The sequence below is a fragment of the Mesorhizobium sp. PAMC28654 genome (genome assembly GCF_020616515.1).
Classification (GTDB): Bacteria; Pseudomonadota; Alphaproteobacteria; order Rhizobiales; family Rhizobiaceae; genus Mesorhizobium.
Genome location: NZ_CP085135.1, coordinates 3,106,100 through 3,122,609, shown reverse-complemented (window position 1 = coordinate 3,122,609; position 16,510 = coordinate 3,106,100). Strand labels below are relative to the sequence as shown.

Here is a 16,510-nt window from a genome sequence, read left to right as displayed (position 1 = left end):
GCCGTGATCCTCGACGCCGCCCGTGCCGCCGCCAGCCGACTGCTGTCGCCCGAATTCCGAAGCGTATTCCTGAAGACGCTGGGGCTGACCCTGCTGGCGCTCGTGGGGCTATGGTTCGGCATCAAGGGGTTTTTCGAATGGCTGGCCTGGGAATGGATCGACACGCTCCTGCCAGGCCTGCCGTCCTGGGCCGGGTGGCTGGGGGCGGTGCTCGTTGGGATAAGTCTTGCTGGGGGACTGGCGCTGCTGGTGGCGCCGGTGACGGCGATCGTCGCCGGCCTGTTCCTCGACGACATCGCCGAAGTGGTCGAGCGTACCGATTACCCCAATGATCCGCCAGGCCGCGCCGTGCCGACACTGCGCTCGCTGGTGCTGTCCCTAAGGTTCCTGGGCGTCGTTATCCTCGGCAACGTCGTGGCATTGCTGCTTCTCTTGGTGCCGGGCATCAACATCGTCGCCTTCTTCGTCGTCAACGGCTATCTGCTCGGGCGCGAGTTCTTCGAATTCGCCGCAATGCGCTTTCGCCCCGAGGACGAGGCGAGGGCGTTGCGCAAGAGACATTCCGGTACGGTTTTCCTTGCCGGTCTGGTGATCGCCGCGTGTCTTGCCGTGCCGTTGCTCAACCTGCTGACGCCGCTGTTTGCCGCCGCCATGATGGTGCACCTTCACAAGGCGATCTCGGCGCGGGAAATGAACTGACCCGAAGCTCAGCGCAGGAGAAATCCGCGTCCGAGCTCATCATCGGCTTCGACGATGAATTCGGCCTTTCCGGAATAATATGCGCGGCCGCCGACACGGGCGATGATGGCATCATGCGGACCGGTCCTCGTTGTTCGCGCCACGGCGCCGGAAAAGCGCGAGCCGGCGATGCTTTCGAACACTCTTGTCTGCCCGATCCCGATCTCGCCCTTGGCGTGCATCGCCGCCAACCGCGCCGTGACGCCTGAGCCGGTTGGCGATCGGTCGACCTCGGCCTCCGCGAAGACACAGATGTTCTTCGTTTGCTCATCGGAAAACGCGTCCCGGCCGTCGGTCAGTATGGTGCCGTAAAGAAAGGCAAGGTCGGGGTGGTCGGGGTGCGATAGCGGGAATTCGGCCTTCAGTTTGTTCGTCAGTGCAGTTGCCGCATCGACGAAATCACGCACGCGGTCGCGGCCGAACTCCAGCCCGAACTGGTGGCAATCGGCCAGCGCGTAGAAGGCGCCGCCATAGGCGACGTCGAAGCCGATCGGACCGAAGCCCGCGAGGTCGATCGTCTGGTCGCGGGCGAACAGAAAAGCCGGCACGCTCGCGAACGACACCGCGCCCGCCTTGCCGTCCTTCACCTCCACCGAAGCCACGATAAGCCCGCATGGCGCCTCGATCTTGACAGTCGTCACGGGCTCCTGCTTCGCCACCAGCCCCTCGTCGACGGCGTAGCGGCCGAGCGCGATGATGGCGTGGCCGCACATGGTGGAATAGCCTTCATTGTGCATGAACAGCACGGCAAGGTCGGCACCGGGCAGATCGGGTTCGACCAGCAGCGCGCCGTACATGTCGTAGTGTCCGCGCGGCTCGAAGATCAGAATTTTGCGCAGACGGTCGAGATGGTCTCGCACATAGGCGCGTTTTTCGAGGATCGTGCCCCTGGGGATGTCCGGATAGCCGCCGGTGACGATCCGCAGCGGCTCGCCACCTGTATGCATGTCGACGACAGTGAACGTCATGCGTTGGACTTTGAAAACAGTTCCTGCAGCTTGCCGAAAGGCGTGGCGGCGCGGGTGAAGCCGAAGGTGCCATCCTGCTGGATTTCGCGCGACGCCGTCTCCAGCATGCCGAAGGTGAAATTGGTGAGCCATGGTCCGAGCGAGATGCGCTTGACGCCTGCCTGGGCAAGATCGGCGATCGTGAAGCCGGGCCGCGCCATGACATTGACTGGCCTTGTCACCGCCGAACAGATGGTCCGCACGGTTTCGATGTCGTTGATGCCCGGTGCGTAGAGCACATCGGCGCCCGCTTTCTCGAAAGCCTGCAGGCGCTTGATCGTGTCGTCGATGTCGGGCTTGCCCCACAGAAAATTCTCGACCCGCGCGGTGAAGACGAAATCGCGCTTCAGCGCCCGCGCCGCCTCAGCGGCCGCCGCGACACGCTCGACGGCATGCGAGAAATCATAGATCGGCTTGTCCGGGTCGTCGCCATGGTCTTCGATCGAGCAGCCGGCAAGGCCAGCCGCCTCGGCGGCGAAGATGGTTTCCGCGGCACTTGTCGCGCTGTCGCCCTTGCCTCTTTCCAGATCGGCTGAAACCGGCAGGCTGGTCGCTGTCGTCACCTCGCGGCAATGGTGGATCATGGCTTCGAACGTCACAGCGCCGTCGGGCAGGCCGCGCGAAAAGGCAAAGCCGGCGCTGGTTGTCGCCAGCGCCTTGAAACCGAAGGAGCCGAGCAGCTTCGTGGTGCCGATATCCCAGGGATTGGGCATGACGAAGGTCGAGGCATGCAGGTCACGAAAGGTCTTGCCCTTGTCCATGGAAGCTTCCCATCATGTGCTGAGTGATGGAAAGGGTTTTATCCTGCCGCCATGCGCTGGGCAAACGAATGCGATTGGCGCAGAAGCATTTCGCGTTGTCTCCTGCCATTCTATTCTGCAGTTCGGAAAGCTCGGGCAGATAAAAGCTGATCAGGTCAGTGGATAGGCACCAGTCCGGCCAGTTCGCGCATGTCGTCGAACAACACACCGCCGGCTTCAACCAGCCCGTCTCGGTCGGAATGCGGATCGCCATGGTAGGAAAACACCCGCATGCCGGCGGCGACGCCCGCTTGCGTTCCAGCGACGCTGTCCTCGATGACGATGCAATCGGCGGGCGCGAACCCCATCGTTTCAGCCGCATGCAGGAAGAGATCGGGAAACGGCTTGCCGCGCCCGACCATTGTGGCACTGAACAGCGCATGTTCGAACAGCGGCAACAGCCCGGTCTGGCCAAGCGTGATGTGCATTTTCGAAACCCTCGCCGAGGTGGCGACGCAATAGGCGATGCCGGCCGCGCGCACCGCTTCGACGAACTCCCGAACATGCGGGATGGCTTCGACCCCGTGCGCGAACAGGTCGGGCAGGCCGGCATTCCAGCGCTCGACGAAATCAGCGCCGAGCCTGACCTCGGTCTGCGCTTCGATCTCCTTTTGCACGGAGACCATGCTGCGGCCGGAAAAATGCTTGCGGCAATATTCGAAGCTTGTCGGAAAGCCGGCGGCGGTCAGCCATTCGGCGAGGCGTCGATTGGCGAGGTTCTCGGTATCGACCAGAACACCGTCGCAATCGAAGATAACCAGCTTGGGTATGTTCATCAGGCCGTGCCGGTCGAACCGAACCCACCGGAGCCGCGTGTCGTGCCGCCGGCCAATGTGCGCTCTTCGACGGTCGCCTGAGTCACCGAAGCAAAGACGATCTGCGCGATCCGCATGCCGCGTGTCACCGCGAAATCCTCGTCGCCGAGGTTGACCAGCAGCACCTTGACCTCGCCGCGATAGTCGCTGTCGATCGTGCCCGGTGAATTGAGGACGGTAAGGCCATGCTTGAAGGCAAGGCCGGAGCGCGGTCGCACCTGGCCTTCCATGCCTTCGGGAATTTCCAGGATCAGCCCGGTCGGCACCAGCGCCCGCTTTCCGGGCAGGATCAGCAATGGCCGGTCGTCCGGCACCGCCGCGCGCAGGTCCATGCCGGCGGCGCCAGTGCTTTCATAGGCGGGAAGAGGCAGGCCATCACCGTGAGGCAGCCTGACGAAGCCAACGGTTGGACCAATGACGGAGGAAGTTTGGAGGGATGCGCGCATAAAATCGATCCTATCGGTGCGATCGCCGATTCGGTCAACTCGACCGCAATGCTATCAACGGCTTTCTTTCAGGCATCACTATGACCTGAGGTATGTTGCAGGCTGGCATCACCTGAATATCAACATATCTCAGCGCAGCTCCATCGGAACAACCGTTGTCTCCTTGATCTCCTCCATCACGAAGGAGGCGGAAACATCCGACAGCGCCACCTTGGCGATAAGCCGCTGATAGAGCCGGTCATAGGCCTTCACGTCGGCGACGCGCGCGCGCAGTACGTAGTCGAGATCGCCGGACATGCGGTAGACCCCGGTGATCTCTGGAAAGCCGGTGACCGCCGCGCGGAATTTCTGCAACCAGTCCGGATCGTGATTGGACGTCCGGATCAGGATGAACACCGAAAGGCCAAGCCCGAGCTTCTCGGCATCAACCAGCGCCACGCGGCCGGTGATGACGCCGCTCTCTTCCAGCCGTTTGACCCGCCGCCAGCAGGCATTGCGCGACAGGGCGACTTTTTCGGACAGCTGGTCGACCGAAAGCGTGCCGTCGCGTTGCAATTCAGTCAGCAATTTTCGGTCGATTTCGTCAATTTCTGGCGCCATGTGGGATGTTTGTCCCATGGGGTTGCCAAATACAAGGATATTTTGAGACCAGTGAACCGGCGAAGCGTGTCAGGATACTCATATCATGAACGTCAAGCGCTGAAGGGGACCAGCATGTCGGTCGCAAGGATTTTCACCTCTCATCCGGCCAAGGTCGGCGAGACCTATTTCGGCCATATGGCCTTTGCCGCCTGGTTCTCGTCGAGATTGTTCATGGCGGCGTGCGCCGCGATTGTTCATGCTTTCTTGCCGTTTTTGTTTGAGACTACCGCCAGCCGAATCGTTCGCGAACTCTACGAGCGGACGCACAACAGAGGCTCGCACGCGACCAAGGAGCCGGCGGCTCTGATGGATCGTGCCTAGAGGACGACAAAGCGATGTGCCGGTGGGCGGCCTATCTCGGTGAAGCGGTCTTTCTGGAAGACATCGTCACGGCGCCCTGCCATTCGCTGATCGCCCAGAGCCATTGCGCCCAGGAAGCGAAGTCGCCGACCAATGGCGACGGTTTCGGCCTTGCCTGGTATGGCGACCGGCCGGAGCCCGGCCTCTATCGCGACATCCTGCCGGCCTGGTCCGATCCCAATCTGAAGAGCTTGTGCCGGCAGATCAAATCCGGCCTGTTCCTGGCCCATGTCCGCGCCTCGACCGGCGGCGCCACCAGCCGCATGAACTGCCACCCGTTCATCTCGGACCGCTGGTCGTTCATGCACAACGGCCAGATCGGCGGCTTCGAGAAGATCCGCCGCGCACTGGAGAATTCGCTGTCCGACGTGGTTTTCGACCAGCGTGAAGGCACCACCGATTCCGAGCTGTTTTTTCTCCTGATGATCGACGAAGGATTGGCCACCGACCCACAAGGCGCCGTATCCCGCGCCACCAGCCGCGTGCTGGATGCCTCGCGTCGCGCTGGTCTTGAACCAGTTTTGAAGCTCACCGCCGCCTTTTCGGACGGGCGGTCGCTCTACGCGGTTCGCTACGCCACCGACGATCACGCCCCAACGCTTTACACCTCCACCTTCGGCAAGGGCGGCGGCCGCTGCATCGTCTCGGAGCCCTTCGATCGCGACGGCGGTGACTGGCAGGCGATCCCGCCGTCGAGTTTCGTCACCATGACCAGGGATGGCATCGCCATTCATCCCTTTGCTCCGGTCACGGCGAAGCTGGCGCTGGTCGGGTAGGCCTTCAGATCTCCAGCTTGCGGCAACGTCGCGCGGCGGCGCCGACCTCAAGGCGCAATTTTGATCAAGCGCCGCCTAGGTTCAAATGCTGAACTTGGCTTGAAGCCGCGCAGCAATCCTCCATGTCAGTCGACACGCGCGGCCGAGCTGGAGCATTGATCATGGGCCTGGTCTTTTCCTCAACAGTCGAACTGGCTGCAGCGATCGCCAACCGCAAAATCTCCGCCGTGGAAGCACTCGACGCTCATCTGGCGCAGATCAATAGTCACAACGAAGCCGTCAACGCCGTCATTTCGCTCGACCGGGAAGGGGCCCGCGAGCGCGCGAAGAAGGCCGACCAAGCGCAGGCGCGCGGCGAGACGCTTGGGCCGTTGCATGGCGTGCCCTTCACGCTGAAGGACACGCATGAGACGGCGGGCATGAAGACCACGGTCGGCTTCCCGCCCTTCGCCGACTATGTCGCTGGGAATGACAGTCCGGTCGTTGCCCGGCTGAAGGCAGCCGGCGGCGTGCTCATGGCCAAGACCAATGTCGCGACCATGCTGTCGGACTGGCAGTCGAACAATCCGCTGTTCGGCCGCACCGGCAATCCCTGGAACCTCCAGCGCACGGCGGGTGGCTCCAGCGGCGGCGCGGCGGCGGCGGTTTGCGCTGGCATGACGCCGTTCGACGTCGGCACCGACATGCAGGATTCGATCCGCCTGCCGGCAGCCTTCTGCGGCGTCCATGGCCTCAAGCCGACGGAGCATCGTGTCTCGCTGGCCGGTGCCTTCCCCGATCCGGGAGGTGCCGCGCGCAGCGTGCGGCTGATGTCCTGTCTCGGACCGTTGGCGCGCAGCGTAGAAGATTTGTCGTTGACCTATCGAATCATCGCCGGGCCAGACGAGAGCGACACCGATCTTGCGCCGGTGCCGGTAGAGGACATGCCGAAGCTCGACCTCAAGAGATTGCACATTGCGTTCGCGCCGTCCTTTCCCGGATTCCCGGTAGCGAGCGACATCAGTGCTGCGGTCGAAAATCTGGCAACACAATTGCAAGGCGCTGGAGCCGTCATCGAGGAAGCGAAACTGCCCAAGCTCGACCTGCTCGATGATCTCCGACAGGGTGGTGCGCTGATCGGCATGATGATGGAGGCCGCGCAGCCGCCGGAGGAACCGGCGCCGGTGTCACGCTGGTTCGAGGCGCTCGCCCGTCGCGACAGATCCATTCTCGCCTGGGACCAGTTCTTCGAGTGCTGGGATGCGCTGCTCTGCCCGGTCGCCATGACCACGGCCTTCCCGCATTGCGGACCCGGCACCTCGATCGAGGTCAACGGCAAGGAGGAGAGCTACTGGATGCTTCCTGCCTACGGCGCGATCTTCAATTACAGCGGCCATCCCGCGCTTTCGCTGCCGTGCGGGCAGGACAGCGACGGCCTGCCGATCGGCCTGCAACTGGTCGGCAAACGCTGGTCGGAGTCGCGGCTGCTCGGCATCGCCAGGGCGATCGAGCCATTGACCGGTGGCTTTCGCCGCCCGCCAGGCTATTGAGCCAGGCTATTGAGCGAAGCGCGACAGGCCGTATGGGGCTAGCAATGGATCGCGCTCGCCGTCGAGAATCTCTTGGGTTGCGAACAAGCCGACGGCCGGCGCCAGGGTGATCCCGGAATGCATGACCGCGATATAGACGCCGTCCGTTCCCTCGGCGCGGCCGATGATCGGAAAGCCGTCGATCGGTGTTGGACGATATCCAATCGTGTGGAAATCCAGCTCCAGCCCGTCGGCGCCGCGCAAGGCTACCTTCATGACCGCGAACAATTCGCGCGCCGTGGCTTCGGGGTCATCGCCTGGATTGCCGCCAGCGAAATCGGAGCCGGCGATGATGCGGCCCTCGGCCGTCTGGCGCATATGCAGCTTCTCGGCGTGCACCAGCCCGTTGAGCAGCTTCTTGTAGGGCCGTGAGTGGACAATCAGACCTGGCGGCGTTTCGATCTGCAGCTTGATACCGGCGGTGGCGGCGATGGCCGGGGCGCCGGTGCCGGCTGCGATCACCACCTCGTCGGCGACAATCCGTTGGCCGGAAAATTCCACGCCGGTGACCTTGCCGTTGAAAAGCACCAAAGCGGTGACTGTTCCGCTGACGATTTTCGCGCCACCTTGTTCCGCATCCGCCAGCAGCACCTTCGCGGTGGCCACCGGTTCGGCCACGCCTTCCCCCGCAACATGAAGCGCGAAATCAGGAAGCTCGGTGAGATTGGGCTCGATGCGTGCCACCTGCTCTCGGCCGACCCGCTCGATGCCGTAGCCCCAGGCCGAGTGCTCGGCCGCGTAGGCTTCGAGCCTGTCCGCCGGCAGATCCCAGCACAGGCCACCGCACCAGGCGAGGGGGATAGCGGGGACGTCATTTGCCAGCCGCGTCCATTCGGCCATGGCGCGGGTGCGCAGCCGGAAATAGGGTTCCGGGTTGCCCCAGCTGGCATTGATCCAGGCAAAGGAATTCGGTGTCGCGACCCCGCCGGCGGCGCTCTCTGCAATCACCGTCACCCGTGCGCCAGCCTTGGCCAGGTGCCAGGCGATGGAGGCGCCGATGATGCCGGCGCCGATGACCACAACTTGCTTGACCGCGCTCATGCTGGACCTTTGCCGAATTTTGAGTGGCATTTCGACTAGCCGTTACCATATTGGGCGAGGCCTATCTGCCCAAAACTGTTCGACAGGCCCAGGATGCGCTGCTAGAAGCCCGCGCCACAGACAGGATTCCAGACATTGGCTGAAGACATCGAACAGGCGGTATCGCGCCGCCGCACCTTCGCGATCATCGCGCATCCGGACGCCGGCAAGACGACGCTGACCGAAAAGCTGCTTCTGTTCGGCGGCGCCATCCAGCTTGCCGGTGAGGTCAAGGCCAAGAAGGACAAGATCCAGACCCGTTCCGACTGGATGAAGATCGAGCGCGAACGCGGCATTTCGGTCGTCACCTCGGTGATGACCTTCGAATACGAAGACAATGTCTTCAACCTCCTGGACACGCCCGGCCACGAGGATTTCGCCGACGATACCTACCGCACGCTTTCGGCGGTCGATAGCGCGGTCATGGTCATCGACGCCGCCAAGGGCATCGAGCCGCGCACGCTGAAACTGTTCGAGGTCTGTCGCCTGCGCGACATCCCGATCATCACCTTCATCAACAAGATGGACCGCGAAAGCCGCGATCCGTTCGAGATCCTCGACGAGATCGAGCAGAAGCTGGCGCTGGATACCGCGCCGATCACCTGGCCGATCGGCCGCGGCAAGACCTTTTCAGGCACCTATCATCTGGCTCAGAATGCCGTGCGCAGGGGCGACGCGGAAAAGGAACGCACGCCGGTCAACGGTCCCGATTCCAATCGCGTCGCCGGCCTGCTGCCGGAAAACGAGCGAGAGGCCTTCATCGAGGAACTCGAACTGGCGCGCGAAGCCTGCCGGCCGCTCGACCTCGAAGCCTTCCGCGAAGGCCATCTGACGCCGGTCTATTTCGGCTCGGCGTTGCGCAACTATGGCGTTCGCGACCTGATCGAGGCGCTCGGCGCCTACGGGCCGCCGCCGCGCGCGCAGGAAGCCGATACCCGCAAGGTCGAGGCGACCGAGGACAAGATGACGTCCTTCGTCTTCAAGATCCAGGCCAACATGGATCCCAACCACCGCGACCGCATCGCTTTCGTGCGCGTCTGTTCGGGCAAGCTGGAGCGCGGCATGAAAGCCAAGCTGGTGCGCACCGGCAAGCCGATGTCACTGTCGGCGCCGCAGTTCTTCTTTGCTCGCACCCGCGTCACCGCCGACGAGGCCTTTGCCGGCGACGTCGTCGGCATCCCCAACCATGGCACGCTGCGCATTGGTGACACGCTGACCGAGGGCGAGGAAATCCTGTTCCGGGGTGTGCCGAACTTCGCCCCGGAAATCCTGCGCCGTGTCCGCCTCGGCGACGCGATGAAGGCCAAAAAATTGAAGGAAGCGCTGCACCAAATGGCCGAGGAGGGCGTCGTGCAGCTGTTCTCGCCCGAGGATGGTTCACCCGCCATTGTCGGCGTCGTTGGTGCGCTGCAGCTCGACGTCTTGAAGGAGCGGCTGAACTTCGAATACACGCTGCCGGTCGAATTCGAGATGTCGCGCTTTTCCGTCTGCCGCTGGATATCGGCCGACGACAAGGCCGAGGTCCTGCGTTTCATCGAGGCGCATCGCGGCGACATCGCCCGCGACCTCGACAACGACCCGGTGTTCCTCGCCCAGCATGCCTTCTCGCTGAACTATGAAGCGGAACGCTGGAAGGCGATCACCTTCGCCACGATCAAGGACTATCAGGTCCGCGACAAGGCGGCGTAGCCTGCGTTTTTCCCTTCTCCCCGTTCACGGGGAGAAGGTGCCCGAAGGGCGGATGAGGGGCAGCGCCGACCCGAGGATCAACAGACTCCGGCCCTTCGCGGGCTCAGGGCGTTCGAAGCTCGAAAAGCCAAGCAATTGGCTTTTCGTCCGCTACGCGGACCGCTTCTCACCCCTTCGCCGCCGCTTCGATCTTGGCGATGTCGATCTTGCCCATCTGCATCATCGCATTCATCACCCGGCCAGCCTTGGCCCGGTCCGGATCCTGAAGAAGCCTCGGCAATTGCTCCGGCACGACCTGCCAGGAGATGCCGAACTTGTCCTTCAGCCAGCCGCATGGGCCGGGCTCGCCGCCGCCCTCCGTGAGCCTGGTCCAGAAATGGTCGACCTCGTCCTGCGTCTTGCAGTCGATCGACTGCGACATCGCCTCGGTGAACTTGTATTGCGGTCCACCATTCAGCGCCTGGAACTGCACGCCGTCGAGCTCGAACGAGGTCACCAGAACCTTGCCCTCGAGAGCATGGCCCTTGGGCCAGCGCATGACGCTCAGCACCTTCGAATTCTTGAAAACGGAAACGTAGTGGTTCGTCGCCTCTTCGGCCTGGCCGTCGAACCACAGGCAGGTGGTGATCTTTTGCATGCGTCTTTCTCCTCGGGCTGTTTTGGTTGCTGCTACGGTCAAACGGTTGGCGGTGAGAATGGATGTTATTCCCTTGCCGTCTGCCCAAGGACGGACGTGCGGCACGCGATCCGACAGTGGCGCGCAATTTTCTTTGAGAATCTGGCGCATCGCAAAAATGTGGCCAGACCATACTTCCGAGTCTATAACGCCTGCGGTCCGAATTCAGCTCCGCCGCGCCATTCTTCGGCAGCGGCCAGCCACCAAGGAAAAAACATGCCTGCCTATCGCTCCCGCACCACCACCCATGGCCGCAACATGGCCGGCGCCCGCGGCCTCTGGCGCGCCACCGGCATGAAGGACAGCGATTTCGGCAAACCGATCATCGCGGTGGTCAACTCCTTCACCCAGTTCGTGCCCGGCCACGTCCATCTGAAGGATCTCGGCCAGCTGGTGGCGCGCGAGATCGAGAAGGCTGGCGGCGTTGCGAAGGAGTTCAACACCATCGCAGTCGATGACGGCATCGCCATGGGCCATGACGGCATGCTCTATTCGCTGCCATCGCGCGAGCTGATCGCCGACTCGGTCGAATACATGGTCAACGCGCATTGCGCCGACGCCATGGTCTGCATCTCCAATTGCGACAAGATCACGCCGGGCATGCTGATGGCCAGCTTACGCCTCAACATACCCTCTGTCTTCGTTTCCGGCGGACCGATGGAGGCCGGCAAGGTGGTGCTGGCCGGCAAGACGCAGGCGCTCGACCTCGTCGATGCCATGGTGGCCGCCGCCGACGACAAGATTTCCGATGAGGACGTCAAGATCATCGAGCGTTCGGCATGCCCGACCTGCGGCTCCTGCTCGGGCATGTTCACCGCCAATTCGATGAACTGCCTGACCGAGGCGCTGGGGCTGTCGCTGCCGGGCAACGGCTCGACGCTGGCCACGCATGCCGACCGCAAGCGGCTGTTCGTCGAGGCCGGCCACCTGATCGTCGATCTGGCCCAGCGCTACTACGAGCAGGACGACGAAACGGCGCTGCCGCGCAACATCGCCTCGAAGGGCGCCTTCGAGAACGCCATGACGCTTGATATCGCCATGGGCGGCTCGACCAACACCGTGCTGCATATCCTTGCCGCCGCCCATGAGGGCGAGATCGACTTCGACCAGGATGACATCGACGCGCTGTCGCGCAAGGTGCCGGTGCTGTGCAAGGTGGCTCCCGCCAAGTCCGACGTCCACATGGAGGACGTCCACCGCGCCGGTGGCATCATGGCGATCCTCGGCCAGCTCGACAATGCCGGGCTGATCAACCGCGATCTGCCGACCGTGCATACGTCAACGCTGAGTGAAGCACTCGACCATTGGGATATCTCTCGCACCTCCAGCCAGAGCGTCCGCGATTTCTTCCTTGCGGCACCTGGTGGCGTGCCGACGCAGGTCGCCTTCAGCCAGGACCGCCGCTGGGACGAACTCGATCTCGACCGCGAGAAAGGCGTTATCCGCTCGGCCGAACATCCCTTCTCCAAGGACGGCGGCCTCGCCGTGCTGAAGGGCAATCTGGCGGTCGACGGCTGCATCGTGAAGACCGCTGGCGTCGATGAATCGATCCTGAAGTTCACCGGCCCGGCGCGCGTATTCGAAAGCCAGGACGCCAGCGTCAAGGCAATCCTGTCCAACGAGATCAAGGCCGGCGATGTCGTCGTCATCCGTTACGAAGGGCCGCGCGGCGGCCCCGGCATGCAGGAGATGCTCTACCCGACCAGCTATCTGAAGTCGAAGGGCCTCGGCAAGGCCTGCGCGCTGGTCACGGATGGCCGCTTCTCCGGCGGCACGTCGGGACTGTCGATCGGCCATGTCTCGCCGGAAGCCGCGGAGGGCGGATTGATCGGGCTGGTGCAGGAAGGCGATACGGTGGAGATCGACATTCCGAACCGCACCATCCGCATCGTTGTCAGCGAAACCGAGCTCGCCAGCCGCCGGGCAGTGATGGAAGCAAAGGGTGCGGACGCCTGGAAGCCGCAGGAAAAGCGCAAGCGCAAGGTGACGACCGCATTGCGTGCCTATGCCGCCTTCGCCACCAGCGCCGACAAGGGCGCGGTGAGGCACGTTCCGGAGTAGGGTTCGAAGTCGGACAGGTTAGCGCCGCCCCTCATTGCCCTGCCGGGCATTTCTCCCCGTATAGTGACGGGGAGAAAGAAGCTGTCATCGACGCTTTCGCCAATCGCCAACGTTGCTATAGGGGAGCCGAAGTTGCGGCCAGATCCCTTCTCCCCGTCACCATAGGGGGAGAAGGTGCCGGCAGGCGGATGAGGGGCAGCGCAAGGCTGCGGAATTATCCGCGCCGAGCCGTTTCACGGCATCAGCTGATACTCATAGAGCTTCTGATAAAGCCCGCCCTGCTTGAGCAAGACACGGTGCGGGCCAGTCTCCACCACTTTGCCGGCTTCCAGCACCACGATTGTATCGGCCTGATGCACGGTCGACAGGCGGTGCGCGATGACGATCGTCGTGCGTCCCTCCGTCAGTTGCTGCAGCGCCTCGCGGAACAGCGCTTCCGATTCGGCGTCCAGCGCACTGGTCGCTTCGTCCAGCAGCAGGATTTCAGCGTTGCGCAGCATGGCGCGTGCGATCGAGATACGCTGGCGCTGGCCGCCCGACAGCAGGCCGCCATTCTCGCCAACATCAGTCTCATAGCCTTTAGCCTGCGCGATGATGAAGTCATGCGCGTTGGCCGCCTTGGCCGCGGCAATCACCTCTTCGTCGGTCGCGTCCTGCCGTCCGAGCCGAATGTTGTGCATGATCGTGCCTGCAAACAGGAACGTGTCCTGGCTGACATAGGCGATCTTATCCCTGAGCGAGGCGAGCGTCGCCTGGGAAATATCCTGGCCGTCGAACAGAACCTTGCCGCTCTTCGGATCGTACATGCGCATGATCAGGTTCAGGATCGTCGACTTGCCGCCGCCCGAGGGCCCGACCAGCGCCGTCATCTTGCCGGGCGCAAGGGTGAGGTCGAACTTGTCCAGCACCGGCGGGCCATCCTGATAGGCGAAGCTGACGGCGTCGAAACGTATCTCGCCCGGTCCGGCCAGAAGCGGCCTCGCGTCCGGCTTCTCGGCCAGCGTCAACGGCTGGTCGGCGAGCTCGAACATCATGCGCACGCCGACAATGCCGCTTTCCAGCGATATGCGCACGCGCGCAAGGCGCTTTGCCGGCTCATAGGCAAACAGAAGCGCCCCGATGAAGGCCATGATGTTTCCCGGCATCTGGCCACCCTGCAGGACCAGGAAGCCGCTGACGAAGACGGCCCCGGAAATTGCCAGTCCGGCCAGCGTCTCCATCACCGGGCTTGTCGCGGCCTCCAGCGTCGCGATGTTGTTGGCGCGGGTCTCGACGTCGGATACTGCCTTGTACATGCGGTTGCGCATTGCGCCTTCGAGGTTGAAGGATTTGACGACGCGGACGCCGGTTGCCGTCTCCTGCATTACCTGCACGATCTGGCCGACCGAGCGGAACTCCATGGCGGCGAACTTGCGGACACGCTTCAGGATGATGTTGACCCCGTAGATGGCAAGGGGCCCGACGACGAAGCAGATCAGCGACAGGGCTGGCTGCTGCCAGACCATGACCCCTACCAGGACAACCAGAGACACCAGGTCGCGCACATAGGACGTGACAACGAGGTCGAGCACGTTGCGCGCCGCCTGCGCATTGTTGGTCATGCGGGTGATCAGGTCGGACGACGAGGTCGAATGATAGAATTCGATGCCTTGCGCCAGGATACGGTCGTAGATCTTGCGCTGCCGGTCGGCGATGATGGCGTTGCCGACCCGGCTCATGAAATAGGCCTGGATGAAATTGGCGAGGCCCTTGAGGATGAAGATCGTGGCTACCCCCGCCGCAATCAGGTTGACGCGGTCAATCCGCTTGAAGACCACGAATTCGTTGGTGATCTCTTTGAGAATCCAGGCGCTGGCGCCGGTCGTGGCGGCCACCACAAGCATCGACAAGATCGCGGCGGCGTAGCCAAACCTGTGCTGGTAAAAGGATTCCCTGACCAGCCTTGCGATGAGGCGCTGGTTTTCCGTCGAACGGAAGAAGCGAAACAAATGGTGGATCCTTGAAACTGGACTACGAAGGGCGGCTTATAGAACCAGTCGCCGCTGGATGGAACCTGCCGTTGCGATATGAAAGAAACGACTGCGGCAGGCTGTCTTTTGCGCCACTGTCGCGGCATGATTCTTCTAGGGGATGACGACAGATGAATTTCGACCTTATCGTGCGTGGCGGAACGCTGCCTGACGGCACGATCGCCGACATCGGCATTGTCGGCGAGACAATCGCGGCGATCGAGCCTGAATTGAATGTCACCGCTGGCACGGCGGTCGACGCCCGTGGCGATCTGGTATCGCCGCCCTTCGTCGACCCGCATTTCCACATGGATGCGACGCTGTCCTATGGCATCCCGCGCATCAACGCATCGGGCACGCTGCTGGAAGGCATTTCACTGTGGGGAGAACTGAAGCCGCTGCTGACGCATGAGGCGGTGCGCGGTCGCGCGCTCGCCTATTGCGACTGGGCGGTGTCGATGGGCCTGCTGGCCATCCGCACCCATGTCGATGTCTGCGATGACCGGCTGCTGGCGGTCGAAGCGCTGCTCGACGTGAAGAAAACCGTGGCGCCCTATATCGACCTGCAACTGGTCGCCTTCCCGCAGGATGGATTCTACCGCTCGCCGACAGCGCGCGAAAACACCCTCCGCGCCCTCGACATGGGCGTCGATATTGTCGGCGGCATTCCGCATTTTGAGCGCACCATGGCTGACGGCGCGCGCTCAGTAAGCGAACTGTGCGAAATCGCGGCCGAGCGCGGGCTGATGGTCGATCTGCATTGCGACGAGACCGACGACCCGATGTCGCGCCATATCGAACAGCTGGCCTATGAGACGCAGCGCCTGGGATTGCAGGGCAGGGTGGCCGGCTCGCACCTCACCTCCATGCATTCGATGGACAATTACTATGTCTCGAAGCTGCTGCCGCTGATTGCTGAAGCCGGCGTTTCGGCGATCCCCAACCCGCTGATCAACATCATGCTGCAGGGCCGCCACGACACATTCCCGAAACGCCGTGGCCTGACCCGGGTCAAGGAAATGCAGGCGCTCGGCATTCGTGTCGGCTGGGGTCAGGATTGCGTGCTCGATCCCTGGTATTCGCTGGGCACCGCCGACATGCTCGACGTCGCCTTCATGGGACTTCACGTTGCCCAGATGTCGAGCCCCGCGGACATGGCGCGCTGCTTCGACATGGTCACCAACGTCAACGCCGCGATCATGGGGCTGGACCATCTGGGACTGGCGGTCGGCAAGCGCGCCAGCCTTGTCGTTCTCGATGCCGGCAATCCTATCGAGGCCTTGCGACTGCGCGCCGAACGCATCTGCGTCATCGCCAGGGGCAAGGTGGTGGCGGAACGGACCAGGCAGGACACGCGGCTTTCGATCGAGGGGAGGCCGGCAACGGTGAATCGCCGCCATAGCCCGTCCGGTCACAAACAATGATCTGGCAGGCCCAACAGCACGCTGGGCCTGCATCAAAGCCGGGCGTGTCATCCGTCGAAAAATAAGTATACAATAATACTCCACTTTATTTGAGGAGGATCTTTGATGTGGCGCAAGATGGCGATCATGGCCGCGTTGGCGGCAATCAGTGCCGGCTGCACGACGATGTCGGCGCAGGATCGCCGTGCCGCTGACGAGGCGAAATGCCGGTCCTACGGCTTTCTCAAGAAGAACGATGCCTTTGCCGAGTGCCTGCAGCGTATCGATCTTGAGCGGCGCGCGGAGCTGAGAAGCACGCCGGCTTTCGATCCCTGGGACCGGCCCGTGTTCTATCGCCCGATCATCATCCAGCCGCAGCCCAAATAGGCCGCAACGGGGCAGACCCAGTCGAATCCCGTCACTGGCCTTGCCAAAGGCCC

General features: G+C 62.9%; 16 protein-coding genes. 8 read left to right on the top strand and 8 right to left on the bottom strand.

Features of this window, described 5'->3' with window-relative positions; all coding sequences use genetic code 11:
• Positions 1-3: 3 nt before the first annotated feature.
• Positions 4-699 carry a sulfate transporter family protein gene (locus LGH82_RS15340; protein ID WP_227349264.1) on the top strand — a complete coding sequence of 232 codons (696 nt, stop codon included), beginning with the start codon at positions 4-6 and terminating at the stop codon, positions 697-699.
• Between the two features lie 8 nt (positions 700-707).
• On the opposite strand, the gene LGH82_RS15335 is transcribed toward LGH82_RS15340, so the two are convergent.
• From LGH82_RS15335 to LGH82_RS15315, 5 genes are all read right to left on the bottom strand, one after another.
• The gene (locus tag LGH82_RS15335) at positions 708-1,706 is read right to left on the bottom strand and encodes a proline racemase family protein (RefSeq protein ID WP_227349263.1); all 999 of its coding nucleotides are present in this window, start codon (positions 1,704-1,706) and stop codon (positions 708-710) included.
• Positions 1,703-2,506, bottom strand: coding sequence for an isocitrate lyase/PEP mutase family protein (locus LGH82_RS15330; protein ID WP_227349262.1), 804 nt, complete (start codon positions 2,504-2,506; stop codon positions 1,703-1,705). Before LGH82_RS15330 ends, LGH82_RS15335 begins: the two co-directional genes overlap by 4 nt.
• 155 nt (positions 2,507-2,661) lie before the next feature.
• Entirely contained in the window at positions 2,662-3,321 is a 660-nt protein-coding gene (locus tag LGH82_RS15325) for an HAD family hydrolase (protein ID WP_227349261.1), read from the bottom strand.
• Positions 3,321-3,806: a dUTP diphosphatase gene (gene dut / locus LGH82_RS15320; protein WP_227349260.1), complete on the bottom strand. Its 486-nt coding sequence runs from the start codon at positions 3,804-3,806 to the stop codon at positions 3,321-3,323. The genes LGH82_RS15325 and dut overlap by 1 nt, the downstream gene beginning before the upstream one ends.
• A gap of 129 nt (positions 3,807-3,935) precedes the next feature.
• Positions 3,936-4,406 (bottom strand): Lrp/AsnC family transcriptional regulator, encoded by a 471-nt coding sequence (locus tag LGH82_RS15315; protein ID WP_227349259.1) that lies wholly within the window; start codon positions 4,404-4,406, stop codon positions 3,936-3,938.
• Between the two features lie 114 nt (positions 4,407-4,520).
• On the opposite strand from LGH82_RS15315, the gene LGH82_RS15310 reads away from it, so the two are divergent.
• From LGH82_RS15310 to LGH82_RS15300, 3 genes are all read left to right on the top strand, one after another.
• Positions 4,521-4,769: a DUF6356 family protein gene (locus LGH82_RS15310; RefSeq protein ID WP_227349258.1), complete on the top strand. Its 249-nt coding sequence runs from the start codon at positions 4,521-4,523 to the stop codon at positions 4,767-4,769.
• Positions 4,770-4,783: 14 nt separating this feature from the next.
• Positions 4,784-5,584 carry a class II glutamine amidotransferase gene (locus tag LGH82_RS15305; protein WP_227349257.1) on the top strand — a complete coding sequence of 267 codons (801 nt, stop codon included), beginning with the start codon at positions 4,784-4,786 and terminating at the stop codon, positions 5,582-5,584.
• Positions 5,585-5,745: 161 nt separating this feature from the next.
• The gene (locus LGH82_RS15300; protein ID WP_227349256.1) at positions 5,746-7,113 is read left to right on the top strand and encodes an amidase; all 1,368 of its coding nucleotides are present in this window, start codon (positions 5,746-5,748) and stop codon (positions 7,111-7,113) included.
• Positions 7,114-7,119: 6 nt separating this feature from the next.
• Here the strand turns inward: LGH82_RS15300 and LGH82_RS15295 are convergent, their stop codons facing one another.
• The gene (locus tag LGH82_RS15295) at positions 7,120-8,193 is read right to left on the bottom strand and encodes an NAD(P)/FAD-dependent oxidoreductase (RefSeq protein WP_227349255.1); all 1,074 of its coding nucleotides are present in this window, start codon (positions 8,191-8,193) and stop codon (positions 7,120-7,122) included.
• A gap of 135 nt (positions 8,194-8,328) precedes the next feature.
• Between LGH82_RS15295 and LGH82_RS15290 the strand changes: the two genes are divergently transcribed.
• Positions 8,329-9,921: a peptide chain release factor 3 gene (locus LGH82_RS15290; protein ID WP_227349254.1), complete on the top strand. Its 1,593-nt coding sequence runs from the start codon at positions 8,329-8,331 to the stop codon at positions 9,919-9,921.
• Between the two features lie 166 nt (positions 9,922-10,087).
• Here the strand turns inward: LGH82_RS15290 and LGH82_RS15285 are convergent, their stop codons facing one another.
• Complete coding sequence (locus LGH82_RS15285; RefSeq protein WP_227349253.1) at positions 10,088-10,558, bottom strand: VOC family protein; 471 nt, start codon at positions 10,556-10,558, stop codon at positions 10,088-10,090.
• Positions 10,559-10,813: 255 nt separating this feature from the next.
• Between LGH82_RS15285 and ilvD the strand changes: the two genes are divergently transcribed.
• On the top strand, positions 10,814-12,658 hold the full coding sequence (gene ilvD, locus LGH82_RS15280; protein WP_227349252.1) for a dihydroxy-acid dehydratase: 1,845 nt from the start codon (positions 10,814-10,816) through the stop codon (positions 12,656-12,658).
• Between the two features lie 233 nt (positions 12,659-12,891).
• On the opposite strand, the gene LGH82_RS15275 is transcribed toward ilvD, so the two are convergent.
• Entirely contained in the window at positions 12,892-14,646 is a 1,755-nt protein-coding gene (locus LGH82_RS15275) for an ABC transporter ATP-binding protein (protein WP_227349251.1), read from the bottom strand.
• Between the two features lie 152 nt (positions 14,647-14,798).
• Between LGH82_RS15275 and LGH82_RS15270 the strand changes: the two genes are divergently transcribed.
• A complete protein-coding gene (locus tag LGH82_RS15270) occupies positions 14,799-16,091 on the top strand; it encodes an amidohydrolase family protein (protein WP_227349250.1) in 1,293 nt (430 codons plus the stop codon).
• Positions 16,092-16,196: 105 nt separating this feature from the next.
• Complete coding sequence (locus tag LGH82_RS15265; RefSeq protein WP_227349249.1) at positions 16,197-16,457, top strand: hypothetical protein; 261 nt, start codon at positions 16,197-16,199, stop codon at positions 16,455-16,457.
• Positions 16,458-16,510 lie beyond the last annotated feature (53 nt).

Coding starts and splice junctions, on each gene's coding strand:
- LGH82_RS15335 (WP_227349263.1), bottom strand. CDS start 1,706: ATGACGTTCACTGTCGTCGACATGCATACAGGTGGCGAGCCGCTGCGG.
- LGH82_RS15330 (WP_227349262.1), bottom strand. CDS start 2,506: ATGGACAAGGGCAAGACCTTTCGTGACCTGCATGCCTCGACCTTCGTC.
- LGH82_RS15325 (WP_227349261.1), bottom strand. CDS start 3,321: ATGAACATACCCAAGCTGGTTATCTTCGATTGCGACGGTGTTCTGGTC.
- dut (WP_227349260.1), bottom strand. CDS start 3,806: ATGCGCGCATCCCTCCAAACTTCCTCCGTCATTGGTCCAACCGTTGGC.
- LGH82_RS15315 (WP_227349259.1), bottom strand. CDS start 4,406: ATGGCGCCAGAAATTGACGAAATCGACCGAAAATTGCTGACTGAATTG.
- LGH82_RS15310 (WP_227349258.1), top strand. CDS start 4,521: ATGTCGGTCGCAAGGATTTTCACCTCTCATCCGGCCAAGGTCGGCGAG.
- LGH82_RS15305 (WP_227349257.1), top strand. CDS start 4,784: ATGTGCCGGTGGGCGGCCTATCTCGGTGAAGCGGTCTTTCTGGAAGAC.
- LGH82_RS15300 (WP_227349256.1), top strand. CDS start 5,746: ATGGGCCTGGTCTTTTCCTCAACAGTCGAACTGGCTGCAGCGATCGCC.
- LGH82_RS15295 (WP_227349255.1), bottom strand. CDS start 8,193: ATGAGCGCGGTCAAGCAAGTTGTGGTCATCGGCGCCGGCATCATCGGC.
- LGH82_RS15285 (WP_227349253.1), bottom strand. CDS start 10,558: ATGCAAAAGATCACCACCTGCCTGTGGTTCGACGGCCAGGCCGAAGAG.
- ilvD (WP_227349252.1), top strand. CDS start 10,814: ATGCCTGCCTATCGCTCCCGCACCACCACCCATGGCCGCAACATGGCC.
- LGH82_RS15270 (WP_227349250.1), top strand. CDS start 14,799: ATGAATTTCGACCTTATCGTGCGTGGCGGAACGCTGCCTGACGGCACG.
- LGH82_RS15265 (WP_227349249.1), top strand. CDS start 16,197: ATGTGGCGCAAGATGGCGATCATGGCCGCGTTGGCGGCAATCAGTGCC.